This is a genomic window from Streptomyces sp. NPDC006458 (assembly GCF_040612135.1).
Lineage (GTDB): Bacteria > Actinomycetota > Actinomycetes > Streptomycetales > Streptomycetaceae > Streptomyces.
In genome coordinates, this window is the sequence record NZ_JBEXPR010000076.1 from 1 (window position 1) to 4,319 (window position 4,319).

6 protein-coding genes and 1 pseudogene are annotated in these 4,319 nt (G+C 70.4%); 6 read left to right on the forward strand and 1 reads right to left on the reverse strand.

From position 1 onward, the window contains the following. The 5 genes from ABZZ79_RS39440 to ABZZ79_RS39460 form a co-directional block, all read left to right on the forward strand. Window positions 1-1,131 (forward strand): SGNH/GDSL hydrolase family protein (locus ABZZ79_RS39440; RefSeq protein WP_356697472.1); only part of this gene is annotated, 1,131 nt, incomplete at its 5' end. A gap of 63 nt (window positions 1,132-1,194) precedes the next feature. Continuing rightward, complete coding sequence (locus ABZZ79_RS39445; protein ID WP_356697474.1) at window positions 1,195-1,914, forward strand: peptidoglycan recognition family protein; 720 nt, start codon at window positions 1,195-1,197, stop codon at window positions 1,912-1,914. Between the two features lie 2 nt (window positions 1,915-1,916). Next, on the forward strand, window positions 1,917-2,153 hold the full coding sequence (locus ABZZ79_RS39450; protein ID WP_356697476.1) for a hypothetical protein: 237 nt from the start codon (window positions 1,917-1,919) through the stop codon (window positions 2,151-2,153). Next, window positions 2,150-2,458, forward strand: coding sequence for a hypothetical protein (locus tag ABZZ79_RS39455; protein ID WP_356697478.1), 309 nt, complete (start codon window positions 2,150-2,152; stop codon window positions 2,456-2,458). Before ABZZ79_RS39450 ends, ABZZ79_RS39455 begins: the two co-directional genes overlap by 4 nt. Before the next feature lie 253 nt (window positions 2,459-2,711). Further along, window positions 2,712-3,206, forward strand: a complete 495-nt coding sequence (locus ABZZ79_RS39460) for a hypothetical protein (RefSeq protein ID WP_356697480.1) — start codon at window positions 2,712-2,714, stop codon at window positions 3,204-3,206. Window positions 3,207-3,301: 95 nt separating this feature from the next. Here the strand turns inward: ABZZ79_RS39460 and ABZZ79_RS39465 are convergent, their stop codons facing one another. Then, on the reverse strand, window positions 3,302-3,799 hold the full coding sequence (locus ABZZ79_RS39465; protein ID WP_356697482.1) for a hypothetical protein: 498 nt from the start codon (window positions 3,797-3,799) through the stop codon (window positions 3,302-3,304). Window positions 3,800-3,993: 194 nt separating this feature from the next. Here ABZZ79_RS39465 and ABZZ79_RS39470 point away from each other — a divergent pair. Beyond that, a pseudogene (locus tag ABZZ79_RS39470) lies at window positions 3,994-4,319 on the forward strand (haloacid dehalogenase); the annotation flags it as partial.

Below are 4,319 nucleotides of genomic sequence, written 5' to 3' on the forward strand. Positions count from 1 at the left end.
GTCTACGTCCCGCCCGGCTGGGGGCGGCGCTGGTTCGCCGCGCGGGACGCTGCGGGCAGCGGCCTCGCCCGGATCGTCACCGTCGGCGGCAGCGCTACGGCCGGCTTCTACGCGTCCAACCCGCGCACCAAGAGCTGGCCGGGCGTCATCGCGTCCACCCTGCAAGGGATGTACGGCGACGGCGGCAGCGGGTTCCAGACGACGGCGCTGTCCCCGGCGATCCTGACCGGCAGCGACCCGACCGCCCTCGCCGCGTGGCAGGCCGTCAACGCGGTCGTCGGGCAGACCGGCACCTGGACCCAGGGCGGCAGCTTCTTCGGACCCGCCGGGCACTACCTGTTCAGCGACACCACCGGCAACACCCTGACCTTCAAGGCCAGGGGCACCACCGTGAAGATCTACACCGTCGTCGGCTCCGGCACCCGCCCGGCCATGCTGTACAGCATCGACGGCGGCGCCGACGTCTCCGTCGCGCAGCCCTCCGGCACCGCGGCCATCCAGGTCACCACGATCACGGGCCTGTCCAACACCGAACACACGGTGGTCACCAAGGTCGGCACGACTTCGGCCGGGCAGTACCTCAGCGTCTGCGGGGTCAGCGGCGAGAAGGCCAGCGGCGTCCTCGTGCACAACCTCGCGGTCGCCGGCGCCACATCCGCCCGGTACGGCACCAGCCACCTGTCCAGCGCCCTGAACGCCACCTGGAACGGCGGCGTCGACTTCCCCGCCGACCTGTGCATCTGGTCTGCTGCGCCCAACGACGCCTCGGCGAACAACACCGCCGACGTTTGGTCGGGCAACGTCGCCCGCTGGATCCGCGCGATCCGCGACAACGACCCGGCCACCGGCGACGTGGACATTCTCTTCGCCCTGCCGCACTTCGGCCGGCACGAGGCGACCAACTTCAAGTACCAGGACTACGTGGCCCGAGCCCGCTCGCTGTGCGACGTGTACGGCGCCGCGTTCGTCAACTGGTGGGGCCTCGGGCTGAACTCCTGGAACGACTGGAACGCCCGGAGCTACTGGGGCACCAACGCCGGTACCGGCGCGGCCGGAACCGACAGCGTGCACATGTCGGACGCGGGGTTCGAGTACATGGCCTCGGTTGTCCTGCCGCTCCTGCTCACCTGACCGACCCGAAATCCGTCAGCCTCGCGCCGCCCGGCCGGGGCTTCCTTCATGTCTGGAGCACGCATGGCCACACCACTGACTGCGGCCACTGTCCTCGACGCCCTGCGCGACGAGGGCGTCTCGGTCGTCGAGGTCGGCGACTGGCGCACCCACAACCGCAACCACAAGGGCCCCTGGGGGCCCGTGCACGGCGTGATGATCCACCACACCGTCACCAAGGGCAGCGCGGCGACGGTCGCCATCTGCCGCGACGGGTACGCAGGCCTGCCCGGCCCGCTGTGCCACGGCGTCATCACCAAGGACGGCCGCGTCCACCTCGTCGGCCACGGCCGCGCCAACCACGCCGGGAAGGGCGACGGCGACGTCCTCCAGGCCGTCATCGCCGAGCGGCCCCTGCCGCCGGACAACGAAGCCGACACCGACGGCAACCCGCACTTCTACGGCTTCGAGTGCGAGAACCTCGGCGACGGCCGCGACCCGTGGCCCGCCGTCCAGATCGAGGCGATCGTGCGCGCTGGAGCCGCGCTCTGCCGCCGTCACGGCTGGACCGAGCGGTCGCTGATCCGGCACCTGGACTGGCAGCCCGGCAAGTCCGACCCCCGCGGCGTCGACTGGGCGGCCGTCCTCGCCCGCGTCGCCGAGCGACTGAAGCACCCCGCCAGCTGGTCGCCGACCCCACCGAAGCCACCCGCGCCCAAGCCACCCGCCCCGCAGCCCACCGCCGAGCAGCGGCTCACGGCCCTGGAGAAGCGTGTCACCGCGCTGGAGAAGAAGGGTTCCTGACCATGACCAACAAGCTGCTGCTCGACCTCGCCGAGCGTGCGGGCTGGACCGGGGCCGAGGCCGCGCTCGGCCTGGTCGCCGTCGAGGCGGCCAGCCTGCCCGTGTGGTGGGCCGCCCCGGTGGCGCTCGTCGCCGCGGCCGCCAAATCGTGGGCCGCCGGGCGGGTGGGCCGCAAGGGCACGGCGTCGACGCTGCCCGCCAGCGTGGACCCGGCGAGCCTCACCTGGGCGTCTCGATGACCACGCCAGACCCGGGCGTGTACATCAGCCCGGCACAGATGTACCAGGAGGTGAGGGGACTGGCGGCTGCGGTCGGCCGGATCGAGACGAAGATCGACGGCATCCTCAACGAGACCAAGGACATCCGGACCGACCTCGCGGACCACGAGTCCCGGCTACGCGCCCTGGAGAGCATGCCGAAGAGCACCGACATCGAGCCGCGCGTCGCCACGCTGGAGAAAGGCCGGTGGCCGCTGCCGACCATCGCCACCCTGGCCGGTGTGGCGGGCGCGGCCACAGGCGCCATCGCCCTCTTCACCCGCTGACACACGCCGCCCCCTGCACAGCCCCGACGAGGGCTGTGCAGGGGGCGTTTTGTCGCGGTCCGGATCAGCGCAGGGCTGCGATGGCACCAGAGCGTGTCAGGCGTCACGTGCCGCGTCGGCCGCCTCAGCTGTTATCTCGGGTGCGTTTTGAAGGTCAGGCAAGTTAGGCAAGTAGCTTCAGGGGCCGTGCCTTACAGGTATCAGTCCAACCGAGGTCATCATTCGGGCAGGCTCAGCTGAGGAGACTGGCTTCATGAGCGCCGAGACCACCCACCAACTCGTCCGCGAGACCATCGACCTTGCCCGCGCCATCGTGGCGGGCCGCCGCGAGCCAGGCGACGCGCAACGGCTCATCGACCACGGATACCTGGTCGCGCACCAGTGGAACGGCGACTGGCGGCCCCGACAGCGCCCCGCGCAATTCGGGGCCCCTGCTGCCATCTCGCTCATGAACCGAGTCGGCCTCGGCGCCGTCGTCATCCACGCCGACGGACTGCGCGCCGCACTAGGCGAACGCCCCCGTATGGCCCCGGAGCTGTACCTCCGAAGCCTGTGTCTGGGTGTCCTCCCCGCGTGGCCGTTGCCCGACGACGGAGACACCGAGGTCGTCGTCTACAGCCTGCGGTTTTCGGGCGTTGCATCCCTTTGGGACGCCATCGCCAGCCGTGACGATACCGAGACCGACCGTCAGACCGTGCGTCTCTGCGAGGGCTCGCGGTGGATCTCGGCCCGATCTCTGGGCGACTGACCCGCCCTGGTGCTCGAAGTGCTCGCGGCTGACGCCACTGAACCTGCCGAACATACCTGCCGTCGGATCACCTCGCCCGACCTGCGCAAAGTGCCTTACAACCCTAGATAAACGAGGCGGGCTGCGCCCGTCGGCCATACGACGTCCACGGGGAGCCCGTCCGCGCGCGCCTCAATTACCGTGTCGGCGGTGCCGCCGCCCTTTCCGCTGGGAGGCTCACCGTTCCACACAGCGACGAGGCGGTCGGCGCGGCGGAGCAGCTCGCGGTTGGCGTCCTCGTACGCTGCTCGATTTGCGGTGTCGTGGTCCAGCACGACCACTTCGTCAGCTGCCTCGGTCAGCCAGTCGAACGTCTCGGCGTGGTCGGCCTTGACCTTGGTCGCTCGGTAGTCCTGCGAGGGGATGACTGCGACGAGGCGGCCACCGAGCTCTAGGACGACTTCGGCGAAGAGCGAGTCGGAGCCCTTCGCGATGCACGAGACGCCGGTGAGGTCGTCCGCGTACGGCTTCAGTGTCTCTCTCACCGCGTCGCGTACCAGTGGCACGCTGCCGTCCGTGAGGTCCATGTGCCCGGTCACGGCGATCGTGGTCACGGCGGTTGCTCCTTCAGGTCGACAGGACTTCGCGAATCCGCGTTCGCGCCTCGCTGACCGTACGCGATGCCGAGTGGCCCACGGTGTACGGGTACAGCTGTCCGAGCCGGGCGCGCACGCGGTTGGAGATGCTTGGCCCCCTCCGCCTTTGGGCGGAGGGGGCCCCTTCTGCATGCCCAGGTAGGGTCGACGGCATGATTCGCGCTGTGATCTTCGACGTCGGCGAGTGCCTCGTCGACGAGACGACCGAGTACGGCACGTGGGCCGACTGGCTGGGCGTGCCTCGCCACACCTTCCACTCGATGTTCGGGGCGGTCATCGCGCAGGGCCGCGATTACCGCGAGACCTTCCAGGAGTTCAAGCCCGGCTTCGACCTGTACGCCGAGCGGGAGCGCCGAGCCGAGGCAGGCAAGCCTGAGAACTTCGGCGAGCAGGACCTGTACCCGGACGTCCGCGACGCGCTCGCCTCGCTGCGCGCGGACGGGCTGTGGCTCGGCATCGCCGGGAACCAGACCACCCG

What these genes read in the sequence shown, in the direction of transcription:
- ABZZ79_RS39460 (WP_356697480.1), top strand. Translation starts at nt 2,712, where the DNA reads ATGAGCGCCGAGACCACCCACCAACTCGTCCGCGAGACCATCGACCTT.
- ABZZ79_RS39450 (WP_356697476.1), top strand. Translation starts at nt 1,917, where the DNA reads ATGACCAACAAGCTGCTGCTCGACCTCGCCGAGCGTGCGGGCTGGACC.
- ABZZ79_RS39455 (WP_356697478.1), top strand. Translation starts at nt 2,150, where the DNA reads ATGACCACGCCAGACCCGGGCGTGTACATCAGCCCGGCACAGATGTAC.
- ABZZ79_RS39445 (WP_356697474.1), top strand. Translation starts at nt 1,195, where the DNA reads ATGGCCACACCACTGACTGCGGCCACTGTCCTCGACGCCCTGCGCGAC.